General features: G+C 40.6%; 16 protein-coding genes. 6 read left to right on the plus strand and 10 right to left on the minus strand.

Translation table 11 applies throughout. From position 1 onward, the window contains the following. Window positions 1-104: 104 nt before the first annotated feature. From ACQKNS_RS05545 to ACQKNS_RS05555, 3 genes are all read right to left on the minus strand, one after another. Window positions 105-1,082 (minus strand): alpha-ketoacid dehydrogenase subunit beta, encoded by a 978-nt coding sequence (locus ACQKNS_RS05545; RefSeq protein WP_427641540.1) that lies wholly within the window; start codon window positions 1,080-1,082, stop codon window positions 105-107. Window positions 1,083-1,085: 3 nt separating this feature from the next. Then, window positions 1,086-2,201: a pyruvate dehydrogenase (acetyl-transferring) E1 component subunit alpha gene (pdhA, locus tag ACQKNS_RS05550; RefSeq protein WP_241590432.1), complete on the minus strand. Its 1,116-nt coding sequence runs from the start codon at window positions 2,199-2,201 to the stop codon at window positions 1,086-1,088. 645 nt (window positions 2,202-2,846) lie between these two features. Continuing rightward, window positions 2,847-3,509 carry a YkyA family protein gene (locus tag ACQKNS_RS05555; protein WP_427641541.1) on the minus strand — a complete coding sequence of 221 codons (663 nt, stop codon included), beginning with the start codon at window positions 3,507-3,509 and terminating at the stop codon, window positions 2,847-2,849. 212 nt (window positions 3,510-3,721) lie between these two features. Between ACQKNS_RS05555 and ACQKNS_RS05560 the strand changes: the two genes are divergently transcribed. Continuing rightward, on the plus strand, window positions 3,722-3,877 hold the full coding sequence (locus tag ACQKNS_RS05560) for a YjcZ family sporulation protein (RefSeq protein WP_283917331.1): 156 nt from the start codon (window positions 3,722-3,724) through the stop codon (window positions 3,875-3,877). A gap of 238 nt (window positions 3,878-4,115) precedes the next feature. After that, on the plus strand, window positions 4,116-4,670 hold the full coding sequence (def, locus tag ACQKNS_RS05565; protein WP_427641542.1) for a peptide deformylase: 555 nt from the start codon (window positions 4,116-4,118) through the stop codon (window positions 4,668-4,670). A gap of 48 nt (window positions 4,671-4,718) precedes the next feature. Here the strand turns inward: def and ACQKNS_RS05570 are convergent, their stop codons facing one another. Then, window positions 4,719-5,486, minus strand: a complete 768-nt coding sequence (locus tag ACQKNS_RS05570; RefSeq protein ID WP_427641543.1) for a Cof-type HAD-IIB family hydrolase — start codon at window positions 5,484-5,486, stop codon at window positions 4,719-4,721. Between the two features lie 882 nt (window positions 5,487-6,368). On the opposite strand from ACQKNS_RS05570, the gene ACQKNS_RS05575 reads away from it, so the two are divergent. Both ACQKNS_RS05575 and rnjA read left to right on the plus strand, forming a co-directional pair. After that, complete coding sequence (locus ACQKNS_RS05575; protein WP_427641544.1) at window positions 6,369-6,578, plus strand: DNA-dependent RNA polymerase subunit epsilon; 210 nt, start codon at window positions 6,369-6,371, stop codon at window positions 6,576-6,578. A gap of 3 nt (window positions 6,579-6,581) precedes the next feature. Then, entirely contained in the window at window positions 6,582-8,252 is a 1,671-nt protein-coding gene (rnjA, locus tag ACQKNS_RS05580) for a ribonuclease J1 (protein ID WP_034314071.1), read from the plus strand. 78 nt (window positions 8,253-8,330) lie between these two features. On the opposite strand, the gene ACQKNS_RS05585 is transcribed toward rnjA, so the two are convergent. From ACQKNS_RS05585 to ACQKNS_RS05600, 4 genes are all read right to left on the minus strand, one after another. Next, a complete protein-coding gene (locus tag ACQKNS_RS05585) occupies window positions 8,331-8,990 on the minus strand; it encodes a potassium channel family protein (RefSeq protein ID WP_427641545.1) in 660 nt (219 codons plus the stop codon). A 67-nt stretch (window positions 8,991-9,057) separates the two neighbouring features. Continuing rightward, window positions 9,058-10,182, minus strand: coding sequence for an N-acetyldiaminopimelate deacetylase (locus ACQKNS_RS05590; protein WP_427642141.1), 1,125 nt, complete (start codon window positions 10,180-10,182; stop codon window positions 9,058-9,060). 74 nt (window positions 10,183-10,256) lie between these two features. Continuing rightward, on the minus strand, window positions 10,257-10,967 hold the full coding sequence (gene dapD / locus ACQKNS_RS05595; RefSeq protein ID WP_427641546.1) for a 2,3,4,5-tetrahydropyridine-2,6-dicarboxylate N-acetyltransferase: 711 nt from the start codon (window positions 10,965-10,967) through the stop codon (window positions 10,257-10,259). A 124-nt stretch (window positions 10,968-11,091) separates the two neighbouring features. Next, on the minus strand, window positions 11,092-11,976 hold the full coding sequence (locus ACQKNS_RS05600) for a LysR family transcriptional regulator (RefSeq protein ID WP_427641547.1): 885 nt from the start codon (window positions 11,974-11,976) through the stop codon (window positions 11,092-11,094). 112 nt (window positions 11,977-12,088) lie between these two features. Here ACQKNS_RS05600 and ACQKNS_RS05605 point away from each other — a divergent pair, with 112 nt between their 5' ends. Then, window positions 12,089-12,220, plus strand: a complete 132-nt coding sequence (locus tag ACQKNS_RS05605; protein ID WP_427641548.1) for a hypothetical protein — start codon at window positions 12,089-12,091, stop codon at window positions 12,218-12,220. 238 nt (window positions 12,221-12,458) lie between these two features. Further along, window positions 12,459-12,824: a sulfite exporter TauE/SafE family protein gene (locus tag ACQKNS_RS05610; protein WP_427641549.1), complete on the plus strand. Its 366-nt coding sequence runs from the start codon at window positions 12,459-12,461 to the stop codon at window positions 12,822-12,824. Window positions 12,825-12,863: 39 nt separating this feature from the next. Here ACQKNS_RS05610 and ACQKNS_RS05615 read toward each other — a convergent pair whose 3' ends face one another. Both ACQKNS_RS05615 and cbpB read right to left on the minus strand, forming a co-directional pair. After that, on the minus strand, window positions 12,864-14,378 hold the full coding sequence (locus tag ACQKNS_RS05615; protein WP_427641550.1) for an MDR family MFS transporter: 1,515 nt from the start codon (window positions 14,376-14,378) through the stop codon (window positions 12,864-12,866). Window positions 14,379-14,493: 115 nt separating this feature from the next. Further along, on the minus strand, window positions 14,494-14,934 hold the full coding sequence (cbpB, locus tag ACQKNS_RS05620; RefSeq protein ID WP_427641551.1) for a cyclic-di-AMP-binding protein CbpB: 441 nt from the start codon (window positions 14,932-14,934) through the stop codon (window positions 14,494-14,496). Window positions 14,935-15,039: the final 105 nt, after the last annotated feature.

A 15,039-nucleotide genomic window follows, 5' to 3' on the forward strand; every position in this document is an offset into this window, starting at 1 on the left:
ATTAAATCATACTTAGTGCTTTGAATAAAGTCCTTTATCTTGCATTACCGTTAATGCAAGATTACTTTCCCAAGCAGGACATTCATTCCGATTACTTAAGATTGTTAAAACTTCAAGACTTTATTCGCCGTTTCAATAATGTCTTTATAATTAGGGAGCCATACTGTTTCAGCTTGTGAAAACGGGAATACCGTATCAGCAGCCGCCACTCGAAGTACTGGAGCATCCAAGCTCAAAATGGCACGTTCGTTAATTTCCGCTACGACATTCGCTGCAATTCCAGCTTGCTTTTGTGCTTCTTGAACAACTATAGCGCGTCCAGTTTTTTCTACGGAAGCAATGATTGTATCGATATCCAACGGAGATACAGTACGTAAGTCGACCACTTCGACGGAATGACCTTCTTTAGCCAATTCCTCAGCTGCCTTGATGGATTCCTGTACCATCGCACCATACGTAATAATGGATAAATCCGTTCCTTCTCTTTTCACATCTGCTTTTCCTAATGGAATTGTATATTCTTCTTCTGGCACTTCCTGACGGAAAGAGCGGTACAATTTCATGTGCTCAAGGAAAATGACAGGGTCATTATCACGAATCGCTGAAATCAATAAGCCTTTTGCATCGTAAGGTGTGGAAGGGATAACTACCTTTAACCCTGGTTGCTGAGCCATTAAACCTTCCAAGCTATCAGCGTGCATTTCCGGAGTATGCACTCCGCCCCCAAAAGGTGAGCGAATTGTAACCGGTGCACTGTATCGTCCGCCTGAACGGTAGCGCATACGAGCGAGCTGACCGCTTACGGAATCCATTACTTCATATACAAACCCGAAGAATTGAATTTCAGGAACAGGACGGAAACCTTGTAAAGAAAGACCGACCGCTAATCCACCGATTCCAGATTCAGCTAGAGGTGTATCGAATACACGATCTTCACCGAATTCTTTTTGAAGATTTTCCGTTGCACGGAAAACTCCTCCATTAACACCTACATCTTCCCCAAAAACGAGTACATTCTCGTCATTCTTAAGTTCTGTACGTAATGCTTCTGTAATTGCTTGAATCATCGTCAATTGAGCCATGGCTTACTTCGACTCCTTCTCTTTATAAATTTCATATTGTTCTTTTAAGTTATAAGGCATTTCTTCATACATGATTTCAATAAGGTCTGTAACCTTTTGCTTAGGTTCTGCATCTGCCAATTTGATTGCTTCTTTAATATCGTCTTTTGCTTTTTCTATCGTTTCGTTCTCTAATTCTTCATTCCAAAGTTTTTTGTTTTCCAAGAACTTGCGGAAACGAACCAATGGATCTTTCAGTTCCCACTCGTTATCCATTTCGGAAGTACGGTAACGTGTCGGGTCATCCCCAGCCATCGTATGCGGACCATAACGGTAAGTTAATGTTTCAATCAATGTTGGGCCTTCACCATTAATTGCACGTTCACGCGCTTCTTTAACGGCTGTATAAACGGCCAGCGCATCCATACCATCAACTTGGATGCCAGGGATACCTGCAGCCACACCCTTTTGTGCTAATGTTTTTGCTGCTGATTGCAAATCAACCGGTGTCGAGATTGCGAAACGGTTATTTTGCACGATGAAGATAGCCGGCGCTTTAAATGCACCTGCAAAGTTAATTCCCTCATAGAAGTCACCTTGTGAGGTTCCGCCGTCACCCGTATATGTGATGGCTACTGCTTTTTTTCCGCGTTTCTTCAACCCAAGAGCAACTCCTGCAGCTTGGATATATTGAGCGCCGATAATGATTTGTGGGGAGATTACATTGACGTCTTCAGGAATTTGATTTCCCTTAAAATGTCCCCGGGAGAATAAGAATGCTTGCCAAAGCGGAAGGCCATGCCAAACGATTTGCGGAACATCACGGTATCCAGGCAGAATGAAATCTTCTTTTTCCAAAGCATACTGGGAAGCGATTTGAGAAGCTTCTTGACCGGCAGTCGGTGCATAGAAACCTAATCGGCCTTGGCGGTTCAGTGATATGGAACGTTGATCCAAGATGCGTGTATAAACCATACGACGCATTAATTCTTGCAATTGTTCATCACTTAAATCAGGCATAGCCGCTTCATTAACGACTTCTCCCTCTTCATTTAAAATTTGAAAAGTTTCAAATTGTTCTTCTACTTTCTTAAGCTGATCCTGAACATTAATTTTAGCTTGTTTAGTTTTTTGAGCCATTTGGCACCTCATCCTTTCATTAAAAAGGTTTGCTATTATTATTCTATAAAGCAAAAATAGTTTGCTTTTTAGTTTCTTCAACAATTCATTCTTTTATTTTTCCCTTAAGACCAATCCTCAAACGTGGATATGCTTAATATGTCTCAATCTTATTCTGTACCATAAAAAAAATCAAGGAAAATGATACAAGAATTTTTATAGATTAAGTTTACAAGATGAATTAACATCAAGTCAATCACTTGGAGTTCCTTATAATTTTGATTTAATAGAATTTCCAATAATCATACTTCTTCTCTGTATTAGTTTTCACTTTATAACTGTACTATTAATTTTCCCCTCATATTCAATTTAAGGATGGCGAAGGATAACATTTAAATCCCCCAGCATATCGGATCGATTCCAAAACCGCTTTAACTATAGGCATTCGAGCCTTCGGAATAATATTCCAAAAAAATTTTCAAACGCTTTCATATAAGCCTGCTGTTTGAATTTTGATTATCGTTTTTTTTTAGTACAGGTATGAAAATTACTCATCAAGCGGGATGCACAAAAAAAGACCATTCTAGAAATTTTTCAGTCCCTGAATGAACCTGATTGAACAAAATATGGGCTGTGAGTCAGAATCACAGCCCATCATTACTTATATTATTTTGTTGAATCAGCCATTTCTATGCCGGAACTATCATAAAAACTTTCTTTTTTTTGATTTGATTTTTCCGTCAATGCATTAAATTCCTCATTCGCTTTCAAAACTTTTGTATAAGAGGTATTTATTTTCTTGATTTGCACTTGTAATTCATCCATTTTTAAATCCTCTTTTTTAAAAAGCTCATATAATTCACGATCATAAGCCAAACTTTGTTGATAAGCATCATATAAATTATCGTAGGTGCTATATCGCTCACTCATGACCTTTTTCATTTCAGTCGCTTCTTTTTTTATTTTTTCATCCTCTATTTTCCCGATTTGTTCATCTATCTGATTGAACTGTTCTTTTGAGGATTGCATACTGCTTTGTTCCTTTTCAATTATTTTTTCCCTTTGGTCGATATTCTTGGTGGCTTCATCTGAAAGCTCGACGATCTGCTCATAATCATCCAATCCAAGCTTAATGATTTTCTCATATTTTTCTTTTTCTTTTTTCTCCAAATCATTAAGAGGCTCTTGATGCTCGGTGAAATCACTTTCCTTTTCTGCAGTTTTCTCTAGGATTTTGTGGATTCTTTCTTCCGGTGAACCATCAAAACAACCAGTCAAGATCACTAAAGAAAGAAGTAAAATAACATATGGACCAAAACGCTTCAACATAGACAGCTCCTTCTGATAGTACTTCGAAGATTCATTTTTCTCCAAATTCCCTTTTTAGCGGCAAACACTTGTTACAATCATATTCCGAACAGGTTTTTTTCATTACTGGGCGCTAGCCTACACCCTTTAAGCCATACTGCATAGGCTGTAGGGACCGTTTCAAATAAGAGTGGTCAGCATCTTAATAATACAAAAAACGGAGGTATGAAATTATGTATGGAGGTTACAACCAGGAATGCTGTTATCCGGTTTCCGTTGCACCCAGCTATGGTTATGGTGATGGTGGGGGCTGCGGCTTTGGAAGCGGCTTCGCTCTAATCATTGTCCTGTTCATTCTGTTAATCATTGTCGGCGCGTGCTTATGCTAACCAGGTAATTTCTATTACCTTTACCCGAAAATGTTAACTATTTACCCTAATTCAAAAAAAATGATTTATTTTTTTAAATAGACCTCAACACACAAATAATATAATGGCTGGGATAGGAATTAATGACTTGATTCCCTCCCTTCCATTTTTCTTTCATCAGATCCTACATTAACTTTCCAAGTTTTTTTTGTTAAAATGATCCTATACATAATTAAAGAATTTTGTGGGGTGAAAGATCATGCTTACCATGGATGATTTTGTTAATGAAGATGATCCAATCTTAAGACAAGTCGCAGTAGAGGTTCCGCTTCCGGCATCATATGAAGATAAGCAACTTTTAACCAGCTTGATGGAATATGTCCAAAACAGCCAGAAGCCCGATATTGCTGCACTATACGGATTAAGGGCAGGAATTGGCTTGGCTGCACCACAGGTGAATGTTTCAAAAAGGATGATTGCCGTTCATTTGAAAGAAAAAGATGGTCAACTGTATAGCTATGCACTTTTCAACCCTAAACTCATCAGCCATTCAGTGGAAAAAGCATATTTGACAGCCGGAGAAGGCTGCCTTTCCGTAAATCGTCCCGTTTCCGGCTATGTGCCCCGTTATGCTCGAATAACGGTTGTGGGTACGGACCTGGAAGGAAAATCGGTTCAACTCCGCCTGAAAGGCATCGCAGCCATTTGCTTTCAACATGAAATCGACCACCTTAATGGAATCATGTTTTATGATCATATCCATCCGGAAGACCCCTATGCCATTCCGGAAAACTCAATTGCCGTGGAAAGGTAACGTAATATGCAAATCCCCCGTCTGTTGGCTGACGGGGGTTTTGTTTTTTTATATCAGTTCAAGTTCCTTCAAACCAAAAAGTATGCCATCATCATCGACATCCTTCGTTACAAAGTCGGCCTCTTGCTTCACAAGTTGACCGGCATTCCCCATTGCCACGCCATATCCTGCTACTTTTAACATCTCTATATCATTTAAGCCATCTCCAAAGGCGTAAACATCCTCCAAAGCAAACCCGACTTTTTCCATTAATATTTTAATGCCTTCGGCTTTTGAACCCCCGAATGGAAGTACATCCGTTGAATGCTCATGCCATCTAATGAAATGAAAGTCATCATATTTCCCAACAAAGTTCCCTTCTTCATCTTCCGAACAGAATAATAAGGCTTGGTATATATCATGGTCCTCATAGAAATCTGCCGAATGTTCAGGGTGGGGAAACTTCAGGCTGCTTAAAGCTTCTTCAATTCTGCTATGATGCGGAACACTTGATTTCATCGTCTCCTCATTCATGAAAACGATCGGTATTTCATTTTTTTCCGCATGTTCGTGGAGCCGTTTTATCTCAGTTATGCTCAAAGGATTTTTATAAACGACTTTCCCTTCAAAAACAACGTATTGTCCATTGAAACTTACAAATGTATCGATGCCAAGCTCTTCCCTTAAAGATTCGAACATGAACGGAGCCCTGCCCGTGGCTATCGCTACAAAAACCCCGCTATCCTGCAGTTGCTTAATGGCTTTTTTTGTTGAAGCAGGCAATTTTTTTTCATGATCGAGCAATGTTCCGTCAATATCAAAGAATACGATTTTCACTAACGATTCACTTCCAATTCATTCATTTTTTCCTTTTTTAATATGTACCCATTTAATAATTGTCATCAAGATAAGTCAAGTAACACAACCGGATTCCACTCAATTTACGTTTTTTCTTCATGAATGGGCATATACTATCCTTAATAGAAACAACTCAGGCTTTCTTAGATTCCTTCTCCCATCCTTCTTGCCCCCAAAATCCCAGCTGCTTGTTTGAATGAGCCTTTTTTTTCAAAAATGGGCCAAGTACCTGTAAAGACGTATTTACATTATTGAATAATCCTATACAATAATAATTAAGGGAGCGTGATCGCCATGTTAAAAAAGCTTCGTAAAAAGCTTGCTAAACAGTGGAATGATCTTTTAAGAAAAAAAACTATCGCATGATTTGTCACTCAATCCTGACTCGGCCGTCATCCATATGCGAATTTTTTTCGGACAGCCCTTCAAAAACTTGCGGAGGGCTTCTTCCTTGTTGTAAAGTTCTAGTTAAGCATTCTTTCTATCTTGCCATTAATATGGTCAGGTGAATACATATTTCAATAAAGATATGAGTCGTTGCTTTTCATGAAACGGTCGTACACAGTCATATTGTATTAATCAGAAAGAAATCGTTTGCGAAAAAAAGATCCCATGATTTAAGTTTTACACATGGCAAAAACGGATAGGATATAAGATAGAGGAAGACATAATTGGATTGATACCAGAATCGGCCACCTATTTTTTATATACTTTTAAACATTGGTATATTTAATTCATCAAACCCCTTCCATTTTTATGGCGGAGCTGGGTTTATTTTTACATGATGTTGAAAAACATGAAAAAATTGTTGTTTTTATATATAATGAAAAAAGCAATGCAAACAAGTGAGGAGAGATTAAAATGGTTTTTAAGGTATACTATCAAGCAACCATATCAGAGGTTCCCATCAGGGAGAATACTAAAACAATGTTTGTCGAAGGTGAATCCGTTCGTGACGTTCGTTTAAAATTAAAAGAGGAACCTTATAACGTAGAAATCGTATTACCCGTAACTGGAGCATATTTAGAATACGAAAAACAAAATGAAGATTACAAAGTATTGGAGCTATAATTTATGAAATTTGTAAAAAACGATCAAACAGCTGTATTCGCCCTGGGCGGTTTAGGCGAAATCGGTAAGAACACATATGCTGTTCAGTTTCAAGATGAAATCATCATCATTGATGCTGGAATTAAATTTCCTGAAGATGAGCTTCTCGGTATTGACTATGTGATTCCAGATTACAGCTATTTAGAGAAAAATGTAGATAAAATTAAAGGTGTTTTCATTACTCATGGCCATGAAGACCATATTGGCGGGATTCCTTATTTACTTAGAAAAGTGAATGTCCCTGTGTACGGCGGGAAACTGGCACTTGGACTACTTCGTAATAAATTGGAAGAACACGGCCTTTTACGTCAGACGACCATGATTGAAATCAGTGAAGATGAAGTGATCAAGTTCCGGAAAACGTCCGTCTCATTCTTCCGTACAACTCACAGTATCCCTGACTCTTATGGAATCGTTGTAAAAACACCACCTGGACAAATTGTCCATACTGGTGATTTTAAATTCGACTTCACACCAGTGGGCGAGCCTGCAAACTTGACCAAGATGGCGGAAATCGGTAAAGAAGGTGTATTGTGCCTACTCTCGGATAGCACAAATAGTGAAGTGCAGAACTTTACTATGTCCGAAAGCCGTGTCGGCGATACCATTCAAGACATTTTCCGTAAGGTTGACGGCCGGATTATTTTTGCAACGTTTGCATCGAATATCCATCGCCTTCAGCAAGTTGTTGAAGCAGCCGTGGCTAACGGCCGTAAAATAGCGGTCTTTGGCCGAAGCATGGATTCAGCCATATCAATTGGACAAGATCTTGGTTATATCGTAGCTCCTAAAGATACATTCATTGATGTACAGCAATTGAATCGAATGCCTGCGAATAAAGTAACCATCCTTTGTACAGGCAGTCAAGGTGAACCAATGGCAGCGCTGTCTCGCATAGCTAATGGCACTCACCGTCAGATTCAAATCATCCCTGGTGATACCGTGGTATTTTCATCTTCACCTATCCCTGGTAACACAATCAGCGTTTCCAGAACGATCAATCAATTATATCGTGCAGGAGCGGACGTCATTTCAGGTCCATTGAATGACATTCATACATCAGGTCATGGCGGACAGCAGGAACAAAAGCTGATGCTTCGTTTGATTAAACCGAAATTCTTCATGCCAATCCATGGTGAATACCGTATGCAAAAACTACATGCCCGGCATGCAGTCGATTGCGGCGTTCCGGAAGAAAATTGCTTTATCATGGATAATGGTGAGGTTCTATCCTTAAGTGAAAACACAGCACAAATCGCTGGCAAGATCCCTTCAGGTTCGGTTTATATCGATGGAAGCGGCATCGGGGATATCGGTAATATCGTTCTCCGTGATCGTCGCATCCTTTCCGAGGAAGGCCTTGTCGTTGTCGTTGTCAGCATCAATATGAAGGAATTCAAAATTGCATCAGGACCTGACATCATCTCACGCGGATTCGTTTATATGAGAGAATCAGGAGACCTTATCAGCGATGCTCAATCCTTGATAACTAAGCATTTAAATAAGGTGATGGACCGCAAAACTACACAATGGTCTGAAATTAAAAATGAAATTACAGACACTTTATCTCCATTCCTATATGAAAAAACTAAACGCCGTCCAATGATCTTGCCGATCATCATGGAAGTCCAATAATAATAGAAGCCCAGCCATTGATGGCTGGGCTTTTTAGTGGAAAAAAGTGCGCGCTGCCCGGAATTGGGCAATGCCTGCTTATTCCACGATTTTTTTTTCAAAGCGATTGATGTCCGAATCCGCGCCGATGACGATCAATATATCACCTTTATGAATTAAATCGCTCGCCTGGGGGGAGACATTTATTTCGTTCCCTCTTTTGATCGCGACTATATTCAGCCCATAATGAGCACGGATATCAAGGTCGAATATCGAGTTCCCATTCATCTTTTGGCTTGCAACAATTTCGACGATGGAGTGTTCATCAGAAAGCTCCAAATAATCCAGAATATTATTGGAGACGATATTATGGGCGATCCTTCTCCCCATATCCCGTTCGGGGTGCACGACATGGTCTGCCCCGATTTTACGAAGAACCTTCTCATGATAATCATTTTGCGCTTTAACCGTAACATTCCCGACACCCAATTCCTTAAGCATGAGCGTCGTCAATATACTAGCTTGGATATTCTCGCCAATCGCTACAATGACGTGATCAAAATTCCGAATTCCTATGTTTCTCAGTACATTTTCATCTGTCGTATCCCCTACTACGGCATGCGAAGCTATTCTGGCAAATTCATTCACTCGATCTTCGTCAGCATCGATAGCCAGAACCCCTAAACCTTCTTCAGCTAATGTCTTGACTATGCTGCCGCCAAAACGGCCAAGTCCAATCACCGCAAATTCTTTTTTCACAATAAGCCCTCCAACGTCATTCGTTCTTTCTGTAGAGCATGTTCATGTTCTATACTGAAGAACATTTTTACGCTCCGCTTCCTTTAAACGTTATATAGTCCGTTAAGTGATTGATCGCGAGTTCAATCGCAGTTTCATCCGGACTTAACTTAGCGTGGTGCAATCCGTAATCTGATGAAACCCCCAGCCAGAACATGAATCCTGGAATCTCCTTTAACATATAACCAAAATCTTCACCAGTCATCGCTTCCGTACAGCGATGCAAATGAACAGCAGTTGATTCCTCAGTAAATTCCATGAATTCCCGGGTCAACCGTTCTTCATTATACACCTGGTGATACATCGCGCCATAGTCGATTTCAGCCAAGCACTCATATCCCACTTGTATGCCATCCACAAGCGCTTTTATTCTTGATTTGACCTTTACCATCGATTCGGGGTTAAGGGTCCGTATTGTACCTTCTAACCGCGCTGTCTCCGCAATAATATTTTGAACGGTGCCTCCAGTAATTTTCCCAATCGTAATGACAGCTGAATCAAGTGGATTGACATTCCTGGAAACGATTGTTTGCAGCTGCCCTACAAGCGAACAAGCCGCAATGACCATGTCCTTTGTTTCATGCGGATAGGCTGCATGGCCTCCTTTCCCCCTCAAATCGATGAATAATTCAGATGTGTTGGCAAATAGAAGCCCTTCTTTGACGGCAATCGTCCCAACTGGGTACTCAGGAGCAATATGTAAAGCAAGAATCATATCCGGCTTCCATTTTTCCATCGTTTCCGATTTAAGCATCGGTTCAGCTCCGCCAGGTCCCTCTTCTGCAGGCTGGAAGATGAATAGCAAGTCATCATCGATCGGATTTTCGGTGAAATACGTCAATAATCCCAAACCTATGCTCATATGAAAATCATGACCGCAGGCATGCATATATTCCTCGTGGGTGGATGCGAACGGCAATCCGGTTTCCTCTTTTATCGGAAGACCGTCAATATCAGCCCGGTAGCCAATCGTTTTTCGGGGGTTCATTCCCCTCAATTTCACGAATATCCCAGTCCGCCAAGTTTCTATTTCCATTCGCTCCCGGGACAATTTCGTTATGTAATTCAGTAGATACTGCTGTGTCTTGAATTCTTTGAATCCTATCTCCGGTATTTGATGCAAATCACGCCGGATCTCGGCAAAATGATTTATTTTCACATTATTTCCTCCTATACAGAAAGCGTGGATATATTTATCCACGCTTCAGGCAATATTCACTTAAGAAATTAAAGTTGACGAAGTTCTTGCATGATTTCTGTTTTTGATTTTGTTTTTTCGTCAATTTGTTTAATGACCCTCGCTGGGATACCAGCAGCAACGGAGTAAGGAGGAATGTCTTTCGTTACAACTGCACCAGCCGCCACAACTGAACCTTGACCGATTTTAACACCTTCAAGAACGACCGCATTGGCTCCGATTAAAACATCATCTTCCAAAATGACCGGTTGTGCGGAAGGCGGCTCGATGACACCTGCTAAAACGGCACCTGCGCCTACGTGACAGTTTTTACCCACTGTTGCACGACCGCCCAATATTGCGTTCATGTCGATCATTGTGCCTTCACCGATGACAGAACCGATATTGATTGATGCACCCATCATGATGACTGCGTTGTCTCCAATGGATACTTGGTCACGGATTATTGCGCCAGGCTCGATACGGGCTTTGATGCCTTTAAGGTCCAATAAAGGAATAGCAGAGTTACGGCGATCATTTTCAACTACATAATCCTCGATTTTTGTTCCTGCTGCCTTGATTGCTTCTTCGACTTCAGACCACTCACCGAATACAACACCTGTATTTCCAGTTATGAAAGTTTTAGAAGCTGAACCAAAATCCAAGCCTTCTAAATCACCTTTGACATATACCTTTACAGGTGTAGATTTTTTACTATTTGAGATAAAAGAAATAATTTCATTTGCATCCATTTTATTCATTCCGGGTAAACCTCCTAAATATGTATCATTACTCGTTTTAAATTTACCAGACAACTGCCGGCAAGACAAGTTGAATGTCATTCTTATATATTATTCTCCCCTATTGACATTTTCGTCAGGGGACCTATAACATTCCTTTGTCGCGTATATGCTCCTTCACCACTTCCGTGAATGCTTGCACTTGTTTTAACTGGAAGGCAGATTCATAGCCGCAAAGCCATGTATCCCTTTCGATTGAGTGGTTATGCCCATCCAAAAGAGGGATTTTAAAAACATTCGTATCTTTATCATGTAAAGTGATGGCTGGCAGGATTGCATATCCAATTCCATTGAACACCATTTGTTTGCATGTTTCGATTTGATCCACGACAATGGTGTTTTTTGGTGTCGTTTTAAATTGCCGATGCCACCAGTCCTGGATTTCCTGATAATAATTCGAATCGCTTTTAAACTGAATGAATGGCCGGTCCGTTTCGAACACTTGATTCAGTTCCTTCATTTCAGTATCCACCAAATAAAGCATATCCGTAAATAAATGTTGTTTTACCCCTTTCCAATCCGGGGCTCCCCTTATGATGCCAATATGCACCTGTCCTTCATACAAAGACTTTAAAATCTCACTGCTCCAGCCAGTGATTAAGGAAATTTTGGCATACGGATATTTTTGAACGAACTTTTTCAATACTTGCGGGAGCCAATTTTGACCGACAATCGAAGCACAGGCTATTTTCAAAGTCCCATATACTTCATGGTCCATAGCTTGAATGCTTTCCCTGACCTTTTCTTCTTTTTCGATAACCTCATTGGCCAAACGAATTACCGCTTCACCTGCTGGCGTCAGTGACAGCCCTTTTTGTGAACGCAAAAACAGTTTCGAGCCCCAATCTTTTTCTATGGATTGTAAACGCTGTGATAAAGCCGGCTGGGAAACGAACAACCGCTCAGCTGCTTTTCTCATATTCATTTCCTGAGCAAGCACGGATAATAAATGAAATTCTGAAAATGACATACACACCAACCTCTTGATAATCAATTCTTATCATGATGATTTAATTTATTCAAATTTTATTATCAACAAAGTCGGCTTATAATACAAGAGAAAAGAACGGAGTGAATATCCTTTGACGATCATTTTACTGCTTGTCATCAGTTTTGCAGCATCCTTTGTCGGCACATTGGCAGGGAGCGGCGGCCTTATCGGAATGCCATCGCTTCTTTTGATAGGTTTACCCATTCACCAGGTGATCGGTTAGGTCAAATTTTCCAATATGTTTTCTTCTTTTTCCAGCTTTTGTATTTTATTCAAGAAAAAACAGATAAAATTGAAGGATGCCCTGCAGTTAATCCCATTTGCCCTTTGCGGTGGCTTTTGTGGTGGCCTGCTTGCTATTCATTCTCTGAGAAGGCAATGAATTTGTTAGCCATCTGTCTCTTAAGTGTCGCTTTGATCATGAATTCCGTAAATAAACCGCAACCTTCCGATGAATCGGATTGGCATCTACCAAAAAAGTTTATCCATCCCTATTCGGAATCAGTGTCTATGACGGAATGTTCGGACCCGGTCAGGCAACCATGCTCATGTATACCTTTTTGAGAAATGGTGCCACTTACCTTCAATCCCTGGCCTTTACTAGATTCCAAACTTTCATAAACTGTACAGCTGCATTCATTACCTATTTCATTGCCGGTAACATTGCATGGGGCATTGCCATTTATTACACGATCGGTTCCTTTATCGGATCACAGCTGGCCTTGCGTGTGGCACAAAAAATCTCCACTCGACAATTGAAATTCATTTTACATTTGGTGACGATCGCATTGTTGATTCAATTGGTCATCAGAGTCGCATTTCCATAAATACAAAGGCAAACTCCATTTAAAGAGTCTGCCTTTTTTCTATGCCTCCTTATTCTTTCTTAGTCTCGTAAGTAACAGGAAGCTAATTACAGAGAAGACTAGGACAATGAGATAAATCGTCTGTAATGACAATGTAAGTCCTTCCTGTAAAACATTTACCACATTTTCAGGAAGTGCCCTGCGTTCTTCACTGTTCAACAGTTTATTTGCCGTATCTATCGTCACTCCCGAGCCGGCTGGAGCATGCTCGTTCAAGTAGGCTTGGAGCCTCATATTCATGATTCCTCCAAGTAATGCAGCTCCAACAGTATTTCCCAAATTACGCATGAACATATTGGAAGCTGTCGCAATGCCCCTTCGTTCCCAGATGACGTTTTTTTGAATGACGACAATGAATGAGGTAGAGGTCAAGCCCATGCCTACACCGACGAAGAAGGATCCCATGGCAGCAATAAGAGGCCCGGCTTCCGGCTTCATCCACACTAGGATCAAGCTCCCAACGATCAATGAACATCCTCCAAGGAGGGAGGTTGATTTGAATCCTATTTTCATCAATAACCTGCCAGAGACCATTGATGCAATCGGCCAGCCAATTGACATGGCTGTCAATGTAAAACCAGCTACCGTAGGCGAGCGTTCCATCACACCCTGAACGAATGTCGGAAGGAAGCTTGATAATCCGATCATCATCACCCCTGTCGTCAGGGAAACAAGATTGGCAATCAGAATGGAACGCTCCTGCCAAATTTCAAATGGCATCATCGGTTCGGCCGCTTTCTTTTCCTGAAGGATGAATAAGATGAAGGTGATGGTGGCCAATGATGCCAAGGATATGACCGGAGCTGAAGCCCATGACCATTTCACTCCTCCTTCTACGAGTATCACCATAAGGGTGGATATGGATAACGTCAATAGCGTTGCACCTAGGTAATCGATATCACGTTTTTTCTTTTCGATATTTTCATGAAGGAAAAACCAGATTCCAATAAAAGACAATAGGCCCAAAGGGATATTTACCCAGAAAACAAGCTTCCAAGTCAGGGATTCAACGAGCAAGCCGCCCAAAGCTGGCCCCATGACAGCCGAAATGCCCCACACGCTCGAAAGATACCCTTGAACGCGTGCCCTCTCTTCATTTTTATAAATATCACCAACAATTGTCGAAGCTACAGGAGCTACAGCCCCCGCACCAAAACCTTGTATAAAGCGATATATGATGAGTTCAGTCATGGAATCCGCAAAACCGCAAAGAAGGGAGCCAATTAGGAAGACAATGATTCCAAATAATAAAACAGGTTTTCTCCCGAGAATATCCGATAGCTTTCCATATATCAAGACTGTTACCGCGTTCATTAGCAAATAACCTGAAAACACCCAGCTGTAAAGTGAAAAACCGCCTAAATCACTTACAATGGCAGGCATTGCCGTCGAAACGATCGTTCCTTCAATTGCATTCATAAACATAGCCAACATGATGGAAGCTAATATGAAGGGACGTTTCAATTTTCTATTCTGCACCTTACCACTATTCACTTCTTGGTCCAATTTCAGCATCCTCCCCTAATAGACCCTAACTGTTTATAGACTTTACCACTAGCAGGATCAAATATGTAAAAACAAGAAAACTCGCCAACTGGCGAGTCTTGAGGTTAACCATTTTAAGCCTTGCTTATTTATCGGGTGGATTTTGTTTAAATACCTTTTTCAGGATTGCTCTTCTTGTTAAGATACCTTCAAATACATGTTCGTCATTCTCCACACAGACAAAAGGATGATCAATCAATAATTCCACACCCTTGGTCAATGTATCTTCAATATGCAGGCGAGGTATTTCTATATTCATTATTTCGGAAACTTTTTTATTCTCAAGATTATCAAATTCAATTCGTTCCAGTCCCAAGATTGAATCAAGAATGACTGGTGTGCTAATTAAACCATGCAGTTTATACATCGGATCTAACACAGGAATGGCCGTATAACCGCTCTTTGTTAATACCAATAGTGCATGTTCTAAATTATTGGTTACCTGCACGTGGGCCACGCGTTCAGAAGAAATCATTAAGTCTTTAACGCTGGATTCCAATAAATCCCCATCATGAGTACCGATCATGTTAAAACCCCTTACCATATGTTTTTATATACAGCTCTTTCTATAGTTTAACATATGTAAGCAGAAAAGGCTCATTCCTAGACAATAAAATCCCAAACGGCGGGA

The organism is Peribacillus sp. NPDC094092 (assembly GCF_050279365.1).
Classification (GTDB): Bacteria; Bacillota; Bacilli; order Bacillales; family DSM-1321; genus Peribacillus.

Excerpts from the sequence above, each read along its gene's own strand:
- ACQKNS_RS05545 (WP_427641540.1), bottom strand. The coding sequence starts at position 1,082 with ATGGCTCAATTGACGATGATTCAAGCAATTACAGAAGCATTACGTACA.
- pdhA (WP_241590432.1), bottom strand. The coding sequence starts at position 2,201 with ATGGCTCAAAAAACTAAACAAGCTAAAATTAATGTTCAGGATCAGCTT.
- ACQKNS_RS05555 (WP_427641541.1), bottom strand. The coding sequence starts at position 3,509 with ATGTTGAAGCGTTTTGGTCCATATGTTATTTTACTTCTTTCTTTAGTG.
- ACQKNS_RS05560 (WP_283917331.1), top strand. The coding sequence starts at position 3,722 with ATGTATGGAGGTTACAACCAGGAATGCTGTTATCCGGTTTCCGTTGCA.
- def (WP_427641542.1), top strand. The coding sequence starts at position 4,116 with ATGCTTACCATGGATGATTTTGTTAATGAAGATGATCCAATCTTAAGA.
- ACQKNS_RS05575 (WP_427641544.1), top strand. The coding sequence starts at position 6,369 with ATGGTTTTTAAGGTATACTATCAAGCAACCATATCAGAGGTTCCCATC.
- rnjA (WP_034314071.1), top strand. The coding sequence starts at position 6,582 with ATGAAATTTGTAAAAAACGATCAAACAGCTGTATTCGCCCTGGGCGGT.
- dapD (WP_427641546.1), bottom strand. The coding sequence starts at position 10,967 with ATGAATAAAATGGATGCAAATGAAATTATTTCTTTTATCTCAAATAGT.
- ACQKNS_RS05600 (WP_427641547.1), bottom strand. The coding sequence starts at position 11,976 with ATGTCATTTTCAGAATTTCATTTATTATCCGTGCTTGCTCAGGAAATG.
- ACQKNS_RS05615 (WP_427641550.1), bottom strand. The coding sequence starts at position 14,378 with ATGCTGAAATTGGACCAAGAAGTGAATAGTGGTAAGGTGCAGAATAGA.
- cbpB (WP_427641551.1), bottom strand. The coding sequence starts at position 14,934 with ATGATCGGTACTCATGATGGGGATTTATTGGAATCCAGCGTTAAAGAC.